This window comes from Trujillonella humicola (assembly GCF_046233715.1).
Lineage (GTDB): Bacteria > Actinomycetota > Actinomycetes > Mycobacteriales > Geodermatophilaceae > Trujillonella > Trujillonella humicola.
This window is the reverse complement of the sequence record NZ_JBJNRJ010000023.1, coordinates 25,658-41,315: the sequence shown is the minus strand read 5'-3', so window position 1 is coordinate 41,315 and position 15,658 is coordinate 25,658. Positions and strand designations below refer to the sequence as shown.

Annotated in this window: 17 protein-coding genes; 9 read left to right on the top strand and 8 right to left on the bottom strand. The window is 75.8% G+C overall.

The features are described 5' to 3' along the window. Position 1: 1 nt before the first annotated feature. Positions 2–931 carry a pseudouridine-5'-phosphate glycosidase gene (locus ACK586_RS13390; protein WP_409330984.1) on the bottom strand — a complete coding sequence of 310 codons (930 nt, stop codon included), beginning with the start codon at positions 929–931 and terminating at the stop codon, positions 2–4. A 76-nt stretch (positions 932–1,007) separates the two neighbouring features. Here ACK586_RS13390 and ACK586_RS13385 point away from each other — a divergent pair, with 76 nt between their 5' ends. Then, positions 1,008–1,235 carry a DUF3039 domain-containing protein gene (locus ACK586_RS13385; protein ID WP_409330983.1) on the top strand — a complete coding sequence of 76 codons (228 nt, stop codon included), beginning with the start codon at positions 1,008–1,010 and terminating at the stop codon, positions 1,233–1,235. Positions 1,236–1,424: 189 nt separating this feature from the next. On the opposite strand, the gene ACK586_RS13380 is transcribed toward ACK586_RS13385, so the two are convergent. The 5 genes from ACK586_RS13380 to ppgK form a co-directional block, all read right to left on the bottom strand. Continuing rightward, entirely contained in the window at positions 1,425–2,483 is a 1,059-nt protein-coding gene (locus ACK586_RS13380; protein WP_409330982.1) for a YihY/virulence factor BrkB family protein, read from the bottom strand. A gap of 75 nt (positions 2,484–2,558) precedes the next feature. Then, positions 2,559–5,093: a VanW family protein gene (locus tag ACK586_RS13375; protein ID WP_409330981.1), complete on the bottom strand. Its 2,535-nt coding sequence runs from the start codon at positions 5,091–5,093 to the stop codon at positions 2,559–2,561. Between the two features lie 160 nt (positions 5,094–5,253). Beyond that, positions 5,254–5,460, bottom strand: a complete 207-nt coding sequence (locus ACK586_RS13370) for a DUF7455 domain-containing protein (protein ID WP_409330980.1) — start codon at positions 5,458–5,460, stop codon at positions 5,254–5,256. Positions 5,461–5,943: 483 nt separating this feature from the next. Then, positions 5,944–7,266, bottom strand: a complete 1,323-nt coding sequence (locus ACK586_RS13365) for an RNA polymerase sigma factor (RefSeq protein WP_409330979.1) — start codon at positions 7,264–7,266, stop codon at positions 5,944–5,946. Positions 7,267–7,549: 283 nt separating this feature from the next. Beyond that, positions 7,550–8,293, bottom strand: coding sequence for a polyphosphate--glucose phosphotransferase (ppgK, locus tag ACK586_RS13360; protein WP_409330978.1), 744 nt, complete (start codon positions 8,291–8,293; stop codon positions 7,550–7,552). A 35-nt stretch (positions 8,294–8,328) separates the two neighbouring features. On the opposite strand from ppgK, the gene ACK586_RS13355 reads away from it, so the two are divergent. Beyond that, positions 8,329–9,147, top strand: a complete 819-nt coding sequence (locus tag ACK586_RS13355) for an inositol monophosphatase family protein (RefSeq protein WP_409330977.1) — start codon at positions 8,329–8,331, stop codon at positions 9,145–9,147. On the opposite strand, the gene ACK586_RS13350 is transcribed toward ACK586_RS13355, so the two are convergent. After that, positions 9,144–9,698 (bottom strand): LytR C-terminal domain-containing protein, encoded by a 555-nt coding sequence (locus ACK586_RS13350; protein ID WP_409330976.1) that lies wholly within the window; start codon positions 9,696–9,698, stop codon positions 9,144–9,146. The genes ACK586_RS13355 and ACK586_RS13350 overlap by 4 nt on opposite strands. 44 nt (positions 9,699–9,742) lie before the next feature. Beyond that, positions 9,743–10,789, bottom strand: coding sequence for a phosphotransferase family protein (locus ACK586_RS13345; protein ID WP_409330975.1), 1,047 nt, complete (start codon positions 10,787–10,789; stop codon positions 9,743–9,745). Positions 10,790–11,100: 311 nt separating this feature from the next. Here ACK586_RS13345 and ACK586_RS13340 point away from each other — a divergent pair, with 311 nt between their 5' ends. Genes ACK586_RS13340 through ACK586_RS13310 form a run of 7 tightly spaced genes read left to right on the top strand, consistent with a single transcriptional unit; the run spans position 11,101 to position 15,654 of the window. Then, the gene (locus tag ACK586_RS13340) at positions 11,101–11,403 is read left to right on the top strand and encodes a DUF4193 domain-containing protein (RefSeq protein WP_409330974.1); all 303 of its coding nucleotides are present in this window, start codon (positions 11,101–11,103) and stop codon (positions 11,401–11,403) included. Between the two features lie 14 nt (positions 11,404–11,417). After that, positions 11,418–12,335 (top strand): hypothetical protein, encoded by a 918-nt coding sequence (locus tag ACK586_RS13335; RefSeq protein ID WP_409330973.1) that lies wholly within the window; start codon positions 11,418–11,420, stop codon positions 12,333–12,335. A 48-nt stretch (positions 12,336–12,383) separates the two neighbouring features. Continuing rightward, on the top strand, positions 12,384–12,878 hold the full coding sequence (gene dut, locus ACK586_RS13330; RefSeq protein WP_409330972.1) for a dUTP diphosphatase: 495 nt from the start codon (positions 12,384–12,386) through the stop codon (positions 12,876–12,878). Position 12,879: 1 nt separating this feature from the next. Continuing rightward, positions 12,880–13,632 carry a DUF3710 domain-containing protein gene (locus tag ACK586_RS13325; protein ID WP_409330971.1) on the top strand — a complete coding sequence of 251 codons (753 nt, stop codon included), beginning with the start codon at positions 12,880–12,882 and terminating at the stop codon, positions 13,630–13,632. Beyond that, entirely contained in the window at positions 13,629–14,414 is a 786-nt protein-coding gene (locus ACK586_RS13320; protein WP_409330970.1) for an alpha/beta hydrolase family protein, read from the top strand. Before ACK586_RS13325 ends, ACK586_RS13320 begins: the two co-directional genes overlap by 4 nt. Beyond that, positions 14,411–14,788, top strand: a complete 378-nt coding sequence (locus tag ACK586_RS13315) for an OB-fold nucleic acid binding domain-containing protein (RefSeq protein WP_409330969.1) — start codon at positions 14,411–14,413, stop codon at positions 14,786–14,788. Before ACK586_RS13320 ends, ACK586_RS13315 begins: the two co-directional genes overlap by 4 nt. Further along, positions 14,785–15,654 carry a DUF3159 domain-containing protein gene (locus ACK586_RS13310; RefSeq protein ID WP_409330968.1) on the top strand — a complete coding sequence of 290 codons (870 nt, stop codon included), beginning with the start codon at positions 14,785–14,787 and terminating at the stop codon, positions 15,652–15,654. The genes ACK586_RS13315 and ACK586_RS13310 overlap by 4 nt, the downstream gene beginning before the upstream one ends. Positions 15,655–15,658: the final 4 nt, after the last annotated feature.

The following is a 15,658-nucleotide window of genomic DNA, read 5'->3' as shown; positions in this document are numbered from 1 at the left end:
GTCAGGCCGGCAGCGCGGCCAGCGCCGCGGCGATGCGGCCGGCGAGCTCGGCGTTGCGCAGCACCAGGCGCACGTTGACCTCGAGGGTGGCGCCGCCGCTGACGCGGTGCAGGTGGTCCAGGACGAACGGGGTGACGCCCTTGCCGCGCACGCCCGCGGCCTCGGCCGCGGCGAGGGCGTCGGCGATGACGCGGTCGTGCAGCTCCGGGTCGAGCTGCTCGTCGACCGGCAGGGGGTTGGCGACGACGACCGCGCCGGGGGCCAGCCGGCGCCGGGCGTCGAGCACGGCGGCGGCCTGCGCCGGGTCCTCGACCGACCAGTCCAGCTCCGCGCCGGAGTCGGCCACGTAGAAGCCGGGGAAGGTGCGGGTGCGGTAGCCGACCACGGTGACCGAGAGGCTCTCCAGCCGCTCGAGGGTCGCCGGGACGTCGAGGATGGACTTCACGCCCGCGCACACCACGGCCAGCGAGGTGCGGGACAGGGCGGTGAGGTCGGCGGACTCGTCGAAGGTGTCGACCGACTGGCGGTGCACGCCGCCGAGGCCGCCGGTGGCGAACAGCCCGATGCCGGCGCGCTCGGCCAGCAGGGCGGTGCTGGAGACCGTGGTCGCGCCGGAGAGGCCGAGCGCGGCGGCCACGGGGAGGTCGCGGACGCCGAGCTTGGCCAGGCCGGGGTCGGCGCACACGCGGTCGACCTGCCCTGCGGTGAGTCCCACGTGCGGGACGCCGTCCAGGACCGCGATCGTCGCAGGCACCGCACCGCCGGCGCGGACGGCGGACTCCACCTCGTCGGCCGCGGCCCGGTTGTCGGGACGGGGCAGGCCGTGCGCCAGCAGGGTGCTCTCCAGCGCGACGACGGGGGCGCCGGAGGCGAGCGCGTCGGCGACCTCGGAGGACACCTGCAGCGGAGGGGAGGGGAGTGGTGCGGTCACCCTGTCATCATGGACGGCGACGCCCGAGCCACCGGAACCCGCCCGGTCCCCCCGTCCCCGACGCAGGGAGCAGCACGTGAGCAGCACCGACCTCCTCGAGAAGCCCGACGTCCGCGAGGGTGACACCGGCAGCGCCAACGAGGTCTTCCACTACGTGAAGAAGAACAAGATCGCCGAGAGCGCGGTCATGGGCACCATGGTCGAGGCGCTGTGCGGTGAGGTCTTCCCGGTGACCAAGAGCCCCAAGCCGGGCAGCCCGGTCTGCCCCGCCTGCAAGGAGATCTACGAGCAGCTCCGCAAGTAGGCGCTGACCGCAGCCGCCCCGCGAGGCGCCGGAACGCGAGCCGCCCCGCGAGGGGTCGCGGCCGGTGGCTTGCCCGCAGGGTCCCCACCGGACGGGGCGTCAGCGGCTCAGTGCAGCAGGGGCACGGCACCTGGCCGCGGTGCGGTCCGATGGACCGCGATGTGGTCTGCGGTCCGGAGGACCGCGATGTCATATGCCGTCGAGGCGGCGCGCGCGGTCGATCTTGACGGCGCGCCGCTGCTGCCGGCGCTTGCGGTGGCGCTGCAGCGGCGCGGGCCAGCGCTCCTGCACGGTGGCGTTGAGCTCGGCGCCGAGGAGCAGGGCCATGCCGAAGAGGAAGCAGAACAGCAGGACCGCGATGGGGGTCGCGAGTGCTCCGTAGGGGAGGGCGGTCACCAGGATGTTGGTGACGTAGACCCGCAGCAGCGTGGCCGCCACGAAGAAGAACGTCGTGGCCAGCAGTGTGCCCAGCAGGTGCCGTCGCCAGGGCAGCCGGCGGGGCAGGATGACGTGGTAGAAGGTCGTCAGCCCCAGCACCAGGCCGATGAGCACGACCGGGCCGTAGACGGCGTTCACCAGGACGGCCGCCGTCCCCCGCCAGTCGGCGGGGAAGAGGTCGACGAGCAGCCCGGGCCCCAGCACGAGCAGCGGCAGGGTGAGCACGGCCAGCAGCAGGCCCACGACGAACAGCCACAGCGCCATGAGCCGGGTGGCGATCGGTCCGCGGACGTCGCGCTGGCCGTAGGCGATGACGATCGTGTTCATGAACGTCGCGGTCGCCGACGAGCCCGCCCACAGGGTGATGAGGAAGCCGAGGCTGACGACGTCCAGCCGCCCCGACCCGAGGATGTCGGCCAGCGTCGGCCGCACGAGGTCGTCGACGACGTCGGCGGTCAGCACGTTGGCCGAGGCGTCGACCAGCTGCTCCTCGATGCGGGCGACGGCGCCGCCGCCGATCCAGTCGCCGAGGTAGCCCAGCGACCCCAGCAGGGCGATGAGCAGCGGCGGGATGGCGAGCACCTGCCAGAACGCGGCCTCGCCCGACAGGCCGAGGATCCGGTCCTGCCACGCTTTGGCGACCGTCCGGCCCAGCACGTCCGCCGGCACGCGGAACGGCGCCGTCCACCGGGCGGGTGAGCGGCCGCGGCCGGTCCCCGAGGCGGTGCTGCCGGACCGGGTCTCCTCGGCAGGGGGCTCGGAGGGCTCGCCGGCGCGTGCCGGGGAGCCCCCGGGCAGCACGGCGCTCATCCGCCCAGTGTGCACGCCCGACCTGCGGCCGGGGTGCCCGCGAGGTGTGTTGCGACCGGCCGGTCCCGGCTCCGGTCAGCCCGCCCGGCGCCCGACCGGCCGCCGGCCGGCCGGGCCCGGCGCCGGCGACGGTCCGGTCGCGGGCGGCGCGCCCGGATCCGGTGTGGCCGGGTCGGGCTCCTGGGCCACCGGCACGCAGCGGATGTTGTCCTCGGCCGCGTAGGAGGTGCTGAAGGTCTCCCGCCGGATCTCCGCGCCGGTCTGCAGGTCGCGGAAGATGCGGGTCACCGTCACGTCGAAGCCCTGGACGCCGGTCTGGGAGATGCAGGACCCGTCGTCGGGCTTCTCCAGCGACCGGGGGGCGCGGTAGTTGGTGCGGGGCCCCTCGACGGCCTCGATCTCGTAGCGCTTCGTGCCGTAGAAGGTGACCGTGATCGACCCGCCCCCGCCCGCGGACGGCACCCACCGCGTGTCGACGAAGACGCCGGTGTCGGTGTCGTTGCGCCACTGCAGGTCGATCTGGCCCTCGTAGACCGTCGCTTCCCGGCCGGCGGGGTAGCGGCTGATGTAGAAGGTGTGCGGCTTGTGGTAGACGTCCTCGAGCCCGGCGAAGAACACCGCGTTGAACATCGTGGTGGCGAACTGGCTGATCCCGCCGCCGACTGCGGTCGACAGCTGCCCGCCGCTGATGACGTTGGCCGGCACGTAGCCCTGCGCCGTCCCGCGCGGGCCGGTGTAGGTGTTCAGGCTGAAGGTCTCCCCCGGGAGCACCAGCGCGCCGTCGACCTCCTCGGCGACCACCCGGATGTTGGTGCCGCTGGCGCTGTTCGGCGTCGAGGTCGTGAAGCTGCTGATCTCCTCGCGGATGCCCAGCGCCTGGGCCTCCTCGGTGGTGAGGTCGGCGGGCACCGGCCCGAGCTCGGCGGTCACCTCCCGCGGTGCGGCGGAGGGGAGGACGTCGACCAGTGCGGTGGCCAGCGCCGAGGGGGCGATGCCCGTGCCGTCGACCGAGGGGACGATCTGCACGGTTCCCCCGGTGACCTCGAACCGGGCGTCCTGGGCGGGCTCGCCGAAGGCGGTGAGGTCCTCGCCCATCGCGTCGGCCAGCCGGCCGGGGTCGATGGCGACGGCGAGCCGGCCGTCCTCCTCGGGCGTGAAGGTGAGCGAGGTGGCGATGGCCTCGACGGACACCTCGACCGAGGCGCTGCCGTCGGAGCTGTTCACGGTGACCGGGGCGGCCAGGCCCGGGGTGACGACCTCGTCGAGGACCCGCTGGGCCTCCTCGGCCGGAACCGCGAAGGGCACCTCCTCGACCGGCAGCTCGATCGGATCGGCGGGGTCGCCGGTCGCCAGCGCGGCGGTGATGGCCTCGACGGCCCCCTCGCGGTCCAGCGCGCTGCCGGCCACGGGCTCGGTGACGGTCGCGGTGGTGCCGTCGATGGCGATGCCGGCGTCGACCGGCACGAGGTCCACCTCGTTGGCGAGGGCGTCGACGCGGGCGACGACGGCCTCCTCGCCGGTGAGGACGGGGTCGATCTCGCGGTCGGAGAAGAAGCTGGTGAGCCGGGTCCAGGGGTTGAGCGGCTGCCCGGAGGCGGCGTCGACGGTCGCGTCGACGTCCAGCGCGACACCGGCATCGGCGGGCAGGAAGGGCGCGGTCACCTCCCCGGCCTGCAGGGTGTGCTCGGCGGAGATGCGCTCCTGCACCTGCGCCAGCTCGCGGGCCGCCGCCTCGGGGGAGAGCCCGCCGATGTCCACCCCGGCCACCACGGTGTTGCGGGGGACGTCGTCGCCGGCGACGAGCACGTCCACCACGTAGACGCCGCCCAGGACGGCCACCGCGGCGGCCGGCGCCAGCACCGCGGGGCGCCGCCACCACGACCGGCGGGGCCCCGAGGTGCCGTCGTCGCCGCCGCCGGCCGCGGGTCCGCCGCCGCCCGGAGCGGAAGGGCTCCCGGGTCCGCCGGCCACGGGTCCGGAGGCCGCCGCCGGGAGCGTGGCGGTCGAGTCGAGGGGCGGGCCGAGGACCCCCGTGGCGTCGGGGGAGGAAGCCGGGAGGGGCTCGACCGGTGCCGTCGCGTGGTGGGTCGCGGAGGCGTCGGCGTCCGGGGGCCCGGCCGCGGCGTCGTCGGCCGTCGTCGGCCGGGGTGCCGAGGCGGCGACCTGCCCGGGGGCCTGGCCGGGCGCGAAGCGGATGTCCGCCGTCTGGTCCCAGGTCTCGGGCTCCGGCGTCGGGGAGGCCTGCGCAGCCTGCTCCGGCCGTGCCGCGGACTCGTCCACGGAGGCCGGAGCCGGGGGTGGGGGCGTCCGGTCACCGGGGACGGGGCCGCGGTCACGGGGGACGGGCCGGGTCTCGTCGGAGAGCTCGCCTCCGGTGGTCGGGCCGTCGGCGGGATCGCCGGCCGGGGCGGTCCCCTCGGGGGTACCGGTCCCGGTCCGCTCGATCTCGTCGGGGACGGCGCCCGCCGGGACCGACGGGGCGGTGTCCCCGGCGTCCTCCGGGCCTGCCGCCTGGTCGTCGGCGGGCCCGTCGGTCGGCGCCTCGGGCGTGGCGGGGACGGGTTCCGCCCGCCGGGCGGTCTCGTCGGCGGACGGGTGCTGCTGCGGCATGGGGTGTTCCTCGGGTGGCCGTCGACCGGTGCTACCCGGGAACGACGGAGCCGCCGGGCCCTCGTCCGCATCAGGCGAACGGGGGACACCGGCGGCGGCGTCGGGTGAGGGCTTCATCGCTGTACGCGACGATAGCGCCTCTTTCGGGTGAGGTCGGGCGCTACTCGCCGGTCTCGATGAAGTCGGCGGCGATGTCGCGCAGCTTGCCCTCGTACTCACGAGCGTGGTGCCCGCAGAACACGAGGTCACTGCCACTGGGAAGGACGACCCGCACCTTGGCCAGCGCTCCACAGCGGTCGCAGTGGAAGGGGACGACGAGGTCGTCGGTGGGCGTGGTCGTCGTCAGCGTCTGGGTCATCTGGGTCATCACTCGCTCTCTACCGCACGGACCCGCGGCTGCGGATCGGCCTCCTGCACAGCGCCAGGATGGCCTCCCGTGTTCCCGGGCCGGCGGGTCGGCCGCGGGACCCGCCGTCGTGACGGGGACCCCGTGACCGGTGGTGCCGGTGGGTCCAGCAGGGACTCATCTTGGGTGGTGCTGATCTGTCGTCGGTCGTCGGTCGTGGTCTCCGTGCGCCGGGTTGCTCCGGCAGTGGGTCCGCTGCTGTTCTCTGCGCCCCCAACGCTACGCCGGATACCCGACAGGTGTGGTCGTACACGGCCCACCCGGCACCTGAGGGTGAGATCGTGACCTCACCGACACACGGGTCACATCCGCGACACCGGCACCACACGTCCGCGGCACAGGCGAACGGCCCCGGCTCCGTGAGGGAGCCGGGGCCGTTCGCACGGCCCCGTCGCAGGGGCCCGCCGCGAGCGTGCGAGCGGTGGGGGGCGACGGGGTCCTTCCTCAGTCCAGGTAGTCCCGCAGCACCTGCGAGCGGCTGGGGTGCCGCAGCTTGGACATGGTCTTGGACTCGATCTGGCGGATGCGCTCGCGGGTGACGCCGTAGACCTGGCCGATCTCGTCGAGGGTGCGGGGCTGGCCGTCGGTCAGGCCGAAGCGCAGGCGCACGACGCCGGCCTCCCGCTCCGACAGCGTCTGCAGCACGCTCGTCAGCTGGTCCTGCATGAGCGTGAAGCTCACGGCGTCGACGGCGACCACGGCCTCGGAGTCCTCGATGAAGTCACCGAGCTGGCTGTCGCCCTCGTCGCCGATGGTCTGGTCGAGGCTGATCGGCTCCCGGGCGTACTGCTGGATCTCCAGCACCTTGTCCGGGGTGATGTCCATCTCCTTGGCCAGCTCCTCCGGGGTCGGCTCGCGGCCGAGGTCCTGGAGCAGCTCGCGCTGGATGCGGCCGAGCTTGTTGATGACCTCGACCATGTGCACCGGGATGCGGATGGTGCGGGCCTGGTCGGCCATGGCGCGGGTGATGGCCTGGCGGATCCACCACGTCGCGTAGGTCGAGAACTTGTAACCCTTGGTGTAGTCGAACTTCTCGACCGCACGGATCAGCCCGAGGTTGCCCTCCTGGATGAGGTCCAGGAACGCCATGCCGCGGCCGGTGTAGCGCTTGGCCAGGGAGACCACGAGGCGGAGGTTGGCCTCCAGCAGGTGGTTCTTGGCGCGCTCGCCGTCCCGGACGATCCAGTTGAGGTCGCGGCGCATCTGCGGGGAGAGCTTCTGGCCCTCCTCCTCGACCTGGCGCAGCCGCTCGGCGGCGTAGAGCCCGGCCTCGATGCGCTTGGCGAGGTCGACCTCCTCCTCGGCGTTGAGCAGCGCGACCTTGCCGATCTGCTTGAGGTAGGCACGGACCGAGTCCGCCGAGGCGGTCATCTCGGCGTCCTTGCGCGCCTGGCGCAGCGCCTCGGACTCCTCCTCGTCGTCCCACTCGAAGTCGCCGCCCTCGGCGGTCTCCTCGGCGGCCGGCTCGGCCTCGGCGACGGCCACCCCGTCGGGGCCGGCCACGACCGTCTCGTCGATCTTGAGACCCTCCCCGCCCTCGACGACGGCCACCGCGGTGGCGTCGGTCGCGACAGCGGTCAGCACGGCGCCGCCCTCGGCCCCGGCGGGCGACGGGGCGATGCTGGGCTTGGTGCGGCCGGTGGTGGTGCCGGTCTTCGCCGGGGCCTTCTTGCTGCGGGCCGCGGGGGCGACCTTGCCGGCGGCCGTCCTGGAGCGACTGGCAGTGCTCGCGGCGGCGGTGTCCGGTGCTGGCGTTTCGGCGGGCACTCAGGGTTCCTTCCCGTTCTGGGTCCCGTTCCCCGGGGAGCCGAGCGGCCTCCGGGTAGCGGCCTCGACGCGTCGGCGAGCAGGAGGTGGGACCCCGGGGCCCTGCGCGGCGTTTGACCTGCGCGCGGCTGGGGGATGCCTCTCGGCTGGGAGCGACGGGGCGGGGCTCTTCCATTGTAACGACGCCGCGGCGTGGTTCCACCGCCTTCGCCGTCCCGGGTTCGCCCGGAGGGGCGTGGCACCGTCCGGCCGGCTCACCGGTCCGGGTGAGCTCCGCGGCCCATCAGCGGCCGATGTGCTCCGCGGCGGCGAGCGCTGCACCGACGATGCCGGCGTCGTTCAGCAGCTGTGCCGGCACGACCGGCGTCCGGGTGGACAGCAACGGCACCCACTTGTCGGCCTTCTTGCTCACCCCGCCGCCGACGATGATCAGGTCCGGCCAGACACCCGCCTCGAGGACGTCGAGGTAGCGGTCCACCCGGCGGGCCCAGTCCGGGTAGCTGAGCTCCTCCCGCTCCCGCGCCGAGGCCGAGGCGCGGGCCTCGCCGTCCTCGCCGTCGACCTGGATGTGCCCGAACTCGGTGTTGGGTACCAGGACGCCGTCGGTGAACAGCGCGCTGCCGATGCCGGTGCCGAAGGTGAGCATCAGCACCACGCCGTCGTGCCCGCGACCGGCTCCGTAGCGCATCTCGGCGAGACCGGCGGCGTCGGCGTCGTTGAGGGTCTGCACCGTGCCGGGGATCCGGTCCTCGACCCCCGCGGCCAGGTCGGTACCCAGCCAGCTCTTGTCCACGTTGGCCGCGGTGTGCGCGACGCCCTTCTTGAGGACACCGGGGAACGTCACGCCGATCCGCTCGGTCCAGCCGGCGCCGGTGACGATCCCGGCGACCGCGTCGCACACCGGGTCCGGCAGGGACGGCTGCGGCGTGGGGATGCGCGTCCGCTCGCCCACGAGCTCGCCGCGGTCGAGGTCGACCACGCCCCCCTTGATGCCGCTGCCGCCGATGTCCACGCCGAACCCCTGCACGGCGTCAGACTATGCAGGACAGGGAGGATCGCCGCGTGACCGCGCACCCGTCGCCCGCCGTCCTGCTCGACCTCGCCGTGGCGACCGCCCGGGAGGCTGCCGAGCTCATCGCCCGCGAGCGCGACGGGGCCGGAGCGCAGGTCGACACGAAGTCCAGCCCCACCGACGTCGTGACCGCCGTCGACCGGGCCGCCGAGGAGCTCATCACCGGCCGGCTGCTCGGTGCCCGCCCGGGCGACGGGCTGCTCGGGGAGGAGGGGGGCGAGCGGACGGGCGGCACCGGCGTGCGGTGGGTCGTCGACCCGGTCGACGGGACGGTGAACCTGCTCTACGGCCTGCCGGCCTTCGCGGTGTCCATCGCGGCCGAGGTCGAGGGCCGGGTGGTGGCGGGGGTGGTCCACAACGTGCTCACCGGCGAGGTGTTCACCGCGACGGCCGGCGGCGGCGCCCACGAGTCGTCCCCGGTGCGGCCCGACCCGGTGCGGCTCACCTGCAGCGGCCCGTCGTCGCTGGAGCAGACCCTGGTGCTGACCGGCTTCGGGTACCGCGTCGAGCAGCGCCGCGCCCAGGGGGCGGTCGTGGCCGAGCTGCTGCCGCGGGTGCGCGACATCCGCCGGCACGGCTCCTCCGCGCTGGACCTGTGCACCGTCGCCGCCGGGCGCGCCGACGCCTACTACGAGCTGGGGCTCAAGCCGTGGGACCACGCCGCCGGCGCGCTGGTGGCCGCCGAGGCGGGAGCCGTCGTCACCGGGCTGCCGGGGCGCGCCTTCGCCGACCCGATGGCGATCGCGGTGGCGCCGTCGGTGGCCGGTCCGTTCGTCGACCTGGTGGCCCGGCTGCACGAGGGCCGTTAGGCGGGGACGTCCGAGTCGCACTCCGCCGCGGCCTCCGAGGCCGGGGCGAGGACGGCGGCCACCTCCTCGGGGCTGGGCAGCCCGGCGAAGTCGGGACCGATGACGACGTCGACGAGGTCCGTGGCGCGGGTGTCGACCCAGTCGCCGGACCCGGGCAGGTACACGCGCACGTAGGCCGCGGCGTCGCTGCCGCGGGGGCCGTGGCGGAGCTCGCCGACGCCGGTGACCTCGCGCTCGGTCGGGTCGTTCGCGATCTCCTCGACGACGAACCCGCGGCCCTGGAGGTCCGCGGCGACCTGCTGGGCCAGCCCGGCGGTGTCCGTGGCGTTGAAGACGCGCAGGCGTACCGTGCTGGGGTCCAGCTGCGGCGGGGCGGACGAGGCCGCGGCGCAGGCGTCGGCCTGGCGCTCCTCCTCGGCGGCGGCGTCGCCGAAGACCTTCCACCAGACGCCCAGCGCGGCGATGGCGAGGACGAGCAGGAAGATCAGCGGGGGAATCGGACGGCGACCGCTGCGCGGCCGGACCGCCGGGCGGTCGGTCGTCGTGCTCACTGTTCCCGTCCCACGGGGCCGGAGTCTAGGCGTGGGCGCGCCGGCTAGATCGCACCGTCGTCCAGCGCGGCGCGTCCCCGCTCCACGCAGCCGTCGATGCGGTCGGCGAAGCCGCTGGTGTCCTTGCCGGCCATGGCGCCGGCTGCCGTGCGGGCGACGATGCCGGCCACGATCGCGGCGAACTTGAAGAACGCGAAGCCGACGTACCACGACAGGTCGTCCAGCTGCGTGCCGCTGCGCTGCGCGTACCGCTCGGCGATCTCCCGCCGGGTGGGGAAGCCGGGCAGGGCGGTCACCGCGCTCTGCACCGCCGCGGGCTCCTCACCGGCCTCGGGCCAGTAGATGAAGAGCATGCCGATGTCGGTGAGCGGATCGCCGAGGGTGGACATCTCCCAGTCCAGGACGGCGCGGATCCGCCCGGGCGCACCCGGGTCGAGCAGGCAGTTGTCCAGCCGGTAGTCGCCGTGCACGATGCCCGACCGCGGGGTGGCCGGCACCGTCTCCGCGAGCCGCGCGGCCAGGGCGTCCATCCCGGGGCGGTCCCGGTCGCGGGTGGCGTCCCACTGCTTGGTCCAGCGCCGCACCTGGCGGGCGGTGAAGCCCTCGGGCCGGCCGAAGTCGGCGAGCCCGACCGCGGCGGGGTCGACGGCGTGCAGGTCGGCCAGCACGTCGACCAGGCCCTCGCCGATGGCGCGCCGCTGGGCCGGCTGGTCGGCGTACCCCGGCGGCAGCGCGTCGACGACGTGCACCCCGGTCACCTTCTCCATGACGTAGAACGGCGCGCCCAGCACGGACTCGTCGGTGCACAGGTGCAGCGTCCGCGGCACCGGGACGGCGGTCGGGCCCAGCGCCGAGATGACCCGGTGCTCGCGCTGCATGTCGTGCGCGGTGGCGAGCACCGCGCCCGTCGGCGGTCGGCGCAGGATGACGGCGTCCTCCGCCGTGCCGCCCTCGGGCGTCACCGTGTACGTGAGGTTGGACATGCCCGCGGCGATCAGATCGACCGTCACCCGTTCCCAGCGCCGGTCGCCCAGCGCGGTGGCGAGGTAGGGCCCGACGACGGCTGGATCAGCACCCACGGTGGTCGACACCGCCGCAGGGTAACCTCTGGCGCTCCGCGGCCCCCGGGCCCGATCCGGCGCCCAGGTGTCGGTCGGCGACAGCCGGGCACAAACAGGGGCCGAGCGGCGTTGGGGGGCCTGCCGGTCCTCCGTGCGCCGCGTCCGTCGCAGGTACACGGGTGGCCCGGCGACGGACGCACCCGACGTCCGGCCGGACAGGCCGGACGAGAGGACCGACCACCCGGTCGCTCGCGCGACCGGCCAGGGCGGCCGCGCCACGAGCGCTGCCGTCGACGAGGCGGGCGACAGCCCGACAGGACCCCGGAGGAGGGGCACATCCCATGGCCACCGACTACGACGCCCCGCGCCGCAACGAGGCGGACGAGCTCGGCGAGGACTCGCTCGAGGAGCTCAAGGCGCGGCGCGCGGAGGCGCAGTCCTCGTCCGTCGACGTGGACGAGACCGACTTCAACGAGAACCTGGAGCTCCCGGGCGCCGACCTGAGCAACGAGGAGCTCACCGTCCGCGTGCTGCCCAAGCAGGAGGACGAGTTCACCTGCTCGCGCTGCTTCCTGGTCCAGCACCGCAGCCGCCTGGCCGCCTCAAAGGGCGACCAGCTGTACTGCCGGGACTGCGCCGCCTAGGCGGCCGTCGGTCCGTGACCGAGCACCACCGCACCGGCCCCGCGCGGGACGTGCCGCCGCCGCGACCGCTCCCCGTGCCGGGCGAGCCGGCCGCCGGGAGCGGCGCCGCCCGCGCGGCGCGCCTGCTCGCCGACGCGGTCGCCGGACTGCTGGGCGACCAGCGGCCCGGCGGCCGGGAGGACCGCGCGACGCAGGACGGCGCCGGCCAGGGCGGCGCCCGGGCCACCGGGGCCACGCTGCGCGACGTGGCGGCCGCCGTGGCCGCCGCCGTGGGCTCGGCCCGCGGGCGCCGGACCGGCTCCGGGGCGGCAGGCGAGGACGAGGCCGCGCCCTGGGCGCCCGGGGCCGTGCTGGGCGACCTGCTCGCCGCCGCCGCCCCACGGCTGCCGATCCGGGACGCCGCCCGGCTGCGGGCGGCGCACCCGGGCGCGGACGTCGAGGAGATCGGCGACGCGCTGGTGCAGCGCGCCGGCCGGCTGACCGCCGCGGTCGGCGCCGCCACCGGCGGGCTGTCGGCGGCCCACTGGTTCGCTCCGCCGTCGATGGTGGCGCTGCCGCTGGAACTGGCCGCGGAGACCGTCCTGACCGCCGCCGTGGAGGTGGTGCTGATCGGTGAGCTGCACGAGCTCCACGGCAGGGCGCCGGCCGGCGACGCGCGCGAGCGGGCGACGGCCTACCTGGCGGCCTGGTCGGCCCAGCACGCCGTCGACCGCGCCGGCGGCACGGGCCTCGGGGCGGTCCTGGGCAGCGCCGGGTTCCGGGCGCTGCGCCGCCGGATGGGGCGGCGGATGGTCCGCAGCGTGCCCGTCGCGGCGCCGTTGCTGGCCGGTGCCGCGCTGGGTGCGCGCGGCAACCGACGGGCGACCGAGGCGCTGGCCCGGCGGGTCCGCGCCGACCTCCGGGGCGGCGGAGCCGGGCGGTCCCGCGCGTAGGCCCCTCGCGGGGAGGACGGGAAGCTCCCGCCTCCTAGGATCGCGGTCGTGCTGCCTCCCGCCTCCCCGCCCGGTCCCGCCGACGTGGAGGTACCGGTGCGGCTGGCCGGGCCCGCGGCAGCCGTGCCCCGTTACGCGCTGCCCGGTGACGCCGGAGCCGACCTGTCGGTGACCGAGGACGTCGAGCTGGCCCCGCTGCAGCGCGCGCTCGTCGGCACCGGTGTGGCCGTGGCCATCCCGGAGGGGTACGCCGGGTTCGTGCACCCCCGCTCGGGCCTGGCCCACCGGCTGGGCCTGAGCCTGGTCAACGCGCCGGGCACCATCGACGCCGGCTACCGGGGGGAGATCAAGGTGAACCTGGTGAACCTGGACCCGACCACGCCGCTCACCCTGCGCCGTGGCGACCGGGTGGCGCAGCTGGTGGTGCAGCCCGTCGTCCGCGCCCGGTTCGTGCCGGTCGACGAGCTGCCCGGCACCGACCGGGGGGCCGGCGGGCACGGTTCCACCGGCGTGGGCCTGCCCGACGACGACACGGAGGCCTGAGATGCCGTTCGGACGACGGCGCAACCGCATCGACCGGAGCCTGCGCGAGAAGGGTGTCCCGCCCGAGCCCCAGGTGCGGGTGCGCGACGTCGAGGAGACCTCCGGCCCCTACGACGAGGCCGACGCGCCCTCCGACGGCGTCGCCCGCGTCGACCTGGGCTCGCTCCGGTTGCCCGCCGTCGCGGGCACGGAGCTGCGGGTCGACGTCAACCAGCAGCAGAAGGTCATCGGGGCCACCCTCCGCTACGGCGACTCCCTGCTGCAGGTCTCGGCCTTCGCCGCTCCGCGGGCCGGTGGCATCTGGGACGACGTCCGCGCCGACCTCGCCCGCAGCGCCTCCGGTCAGGGCGGCAGCCTCCGCGAGGTCGACGGGCCGTTCGGTCCCGAGCTCACCGGGCACGTGCGCCTGACCCCCCAGGTGCCCGCGGGCCAGCCGGCTCCCGCGCCGGTCCGCCGGGCCACGCGCTTCCTGGGCGTCGACGGACCGCGCTGGTTCCTGCGCGGGATGATCAGCGGCCCGGCCGCGGAGGACGCCACGGCGGCGGCGCCGCTGGAGGACGTGTTCCGCCGGATCGTCGTCGTCCGCGGGACCGACCCCATGCCGGTGCGCGAGCAGCTCCCGCTCACCCTGCCCCCGCAGGCCGCCGCCCAGGTGGCCGCGCAGCAGGCCGCCCGGCAGCAGGGCGACCGGCCGGCGGCGCCGCCCGCGCCGTCGACCCAGCCGCCGCCCACCCCGCCGACGCCGCAGGCGTGAGCGCCGCGGAGGCCTACGGGCCGCACCCGGACCAGTTCCTCGAGCTGACGCTGCCGGCCGGCTCCGCCCCCGCGCCGGTGGCCGTGGTGCTGCACGGCGGCTTCTGGCGGGCCGCCCACGGCGTCGAGCTGGCCCGGCCCCTGGCCGCCGACCTCGCGGCGGCGGGGTTCGCCGCCGTGGCCGTCGAGTACCGGCGGGTCGGCGCGGGCGGGGGCTGGCCGCGCACGCTCGAGGACGTCGCCGCCGCCCTGGGCCACCTGCCCGGGCTGGCGGAGGCCGGACGGCTCGACCTGGCCGACGTCACGGTGATCGGCCACTCCGCCGGTGGGCACCTGGCCGCCTGGGCCGCCGGCCGCGCGCTGCTCCCGCCCGGCGCGCCCGGTGCCGGGCCGCGGGTGCGGGTCACCGCCGCGGTGCTGCAGGCCGGCGTGCTGGACCTGGCCCGGGCGCACGAGCAGGCCCTGGGCCGCGGCGCCGTGCGCGAGTTCCTCGGCGGCCCGCCGACCGCGGAGGTCCTGGCGGTGGCCGACCCGGTGCGGCTGGTGCCGACCGGTGCCGACGTGCTCTGCGTGCACGGCACGGACGACGACGTCGTCCCGCCGGAGCACAGCGAGCGCTACGCGGCGGCGGCGACGGCGGCGGGGGACCGGGCCGCGGTGCACCTGCTCCCCGGTGACCACATGGCGCTGATCGACCCGGCCGGACCGGGGTGGGCCGCCGTCCGGGAGTGGCTGCGGACCCGCCGCACGGGCGGCCCGGCCGCGTCTACCCTGGTGCCGTGACAGAGACCCGGCCGGCCGGCTGGTTCACCCGGACCCTGCAACGGCTCACGGCCGACGACCACACCCGCGACGCGGAACTGCTGCGCGAGGAGGTGGCCAACACCGGCTGCGAGGCCGTCAGCGCCTGCCGCAAGGGCGCCGTGGTCACCGTGACGGGCCGGCTGAGGTCCGTCGTCTACACCCCGCGCGAGACCGTGCCCACGCTCGAGGCCGAGCTGTTCGACGGCTCGGGCTCGGTGACGCTGGTCTGGCTCGGCCGCCGGCGCATCGCCGGCATCGAGCCCGGCCGCACGCTCACCGCCCGGGGCCGGTTCGGCTCCTTCGAGGGCCGCGAGGTCATCTACAACCCCTGGTACGAGCTGGGCGTCGGGTGACGGCTACGGCCGGGAACGACCGCCCCGACGCAGGGGCGACGGGGGAGGAGCAGGCCGGGCCGGCCGAGGCCGTCGCGGCGACGCGCGCCGGCGTGTTCGACCGCCACCTCGTGCTCGACCAGCTGGGCGGCTGGCGGGGCATGCTCGACGCCAGCCTGCCGACGATCGCGTTCATCGTCGCGAACTCCCTGGGCGGGCTGCGCATCGGCATCTGGAGCGCGCTGGGGACCGCCGTCCTCGTCTTCCTGCTGCGGCTGGTCCGCCGGGAGAGCGTCCAGCAGGCCTCCAGCGGCCTGTTCGCCGTCGGCATCGCCGTGGCCATCGCCGCGTACTCCGGCCAGGCCCGCGACTTCTACGTCATCGGGATCATCCGCAACGTGGCCATCGGGGTCGTGCTGCTCGGGTCGGTGCTGGTCCGCTGGCCGCTGGTCGGCGTGATCGCGGAGTTCCTCGCGCCCAGCCACCTGGGTGCCATGGCCAGGCACACGGCGCACCCGCCGGGCCTGCGCGGCCGGCTGCACCGCGCGTCGGCGGTGCTGCGCCCGGCCGAGCGCGACCCCGGCACCGGCGCGCGGGCCGCGGACCCGGAGGCCGAGCGCCACTGGCGCGACGACCGCCGCCTGGTGCGCGCCTACGGCTGGCTGACCGTGATGTGGGGCGTGGTCTTCCTGGCCCGGGCCGCGATCACCGGCCCGCTGTACTTCCAGAGCGAGGACGGCGACGCCACCGTGCTCGGCGTCGTCTCCCTGCTGCTGGGCATCCCGGTGACGGTCGTCGAGCTCGCCGTCACCCTGTGGGTCGTGGCCCGCCTGCACCACCACCGCGCGCCCGCGCCGCCGTCCGCCCCGCCGCAGGCAGCCGCCTGACGGC

Bases quoted from the DNA above. Each gene is read 5' to 3' on its own strand.
- ACK586_RS13370 (WP_409330980.1), bottom strand. From the start codon at position 5,460: ATGACCCAGATGACCCAGACGCTGACGACGACCACGCCCACCGACGAC.
- ACK586_RS13340 (WP_409330974.1), top strand. From the start codon at position 11,101: ATGGCCACCGACTACGACGCCCCGCGCCGCAACGAGGCGGACGAGCTC.
- ACK586_RS13375 (WP_409330981.1), bottom strand. From the start codon at position 5,093: ATGCCGCAGCAGCACCCGTCCGCCGACGAGACCGCCCGGCGGGCGGAA.
- ACK586_RS13380 (WP_409330982.1), bottom strand. From the start codon at position 2,483: ATGAGCGCCGTGCTGCCCGGGGGCTCCCCGGCACGCGCCGGCGAGCCC.
- ACK586_RS13325 (WP_409330971.1), top strand. From the start codon at position 12,880: ATGCCGTTCGGACGACGGCGCAACCGCATCGACCGGAGCCTGCGCGAG.